The following is a 1,029-nucleotide window of genomic DNA, read 5'->3' on the forward strand; positions in this document are numbered from 1 at the left end:
GTACTACGAGGAGCCGCGCTTCCGGCCCAGCGTCATCACGGCGCAGCGGCTGGCCGCGGGTGCGCTGGGCCGCAAGTCGGGCGAGGGCTTTTATCGCTATCCCGATGGCGAAATACAGAAGCCGCCCGAGCCGCCGGTTCCGGTGGTCGGGGCGATGCCGCCGGTCTGGGTCTCGCCGCGCGCGGCCCGGCGCCCCGAACTGCTGCGGCTGGTGCACGCGCTGGGCGCGCAGCTCGAGAGCGGCGCCACGCCATCGGACGCCGCGCTGATCCTGGTCGCGCCGCTCGGCTTCGACGTCACCACGGTGGCCGCGGTGGAACGGCTCGACGCCACCCGCACGGTCGGCATCGACCTGATGGTGGACGACGCAGCCACCAGGCGCCGCGTGCTGGCCACCAATCCGGCCACCCGGCGCGACATGCGCGACGCGGCGCATGCCCTCTTCGCCAGCGACGGCAAGGCCGTCAGCGTGATCCGCGACAGCGGCGGCTTCGTCACCCAGCGCGTGGTGGCGACCATCGTGAACATCGCCTCCGACATGTGCCAGCAGGGCGTCTGCTCGCCGGCCGACCTCGAGCTCGCGGTCCGGCTCGGCCTCGGCTACCCGCAAGGTCCGCTGGCCATGGGGGACCTGTATGGTCCGACCAACATGCTCGAGGTCCTGTTCAACCTGCAGACCGTCTACGGCGATCCGCGCTATCGCCCGAGCCCGTGGCTGCGCCGCCGTGGCGCCCTCGGCCTGAGCCTCACCCACCAGGAAGAGTAAGCACACCATGAGCGCAGAACTGAAAAGCACCAGCGAAGGGGGCACCATGGTGCTCACGATCTCCAATCCCGCGCAGCGCAATGCGCTGGGCCCCGAGATCTACGCCGCCGGCGTCGAGGCGCTCAACGGCGCCGAGAGCAGCCAGGAGATCAAGAGCGTCGTCATCGTCGGCGAAGGCAAGTGGTTCTGTGCCGGCGGCTCGCTGCAGCGGCTGTCGGCGAACCGCGATCGCGAACCCTCGGTGCAGACCGAGAGCATCGAGG

General features: G+C 70.7%; 2 protein-coding genes. Both read left to right on the forward strand.

Annotated features, from left to right (window positions below):
- Positions 1-766, forward strand: a 766-nt coding sequence (locus tag AC1D2K_RS35135; RefSeq protein ID WP_478095100.1) for a 3-hydroxyacyl-CoA dehydrogenase family protein, incomplete at its 5' end; no start/stop codon positions are given.
- Between the two features lie 7 nt (positions 767-773).
- The coding region (locus AC1D2K_RS35140) for an enoyl-CoA hydratase-related protein (RefSeq protein ID WP_478095102.1) at positions 774-1,029 on the forward strand (256 nt) is incomplete at its 3' end.

This window comes from Variovorax sp. P1_H12_2, from assembly GCF_056405335.1.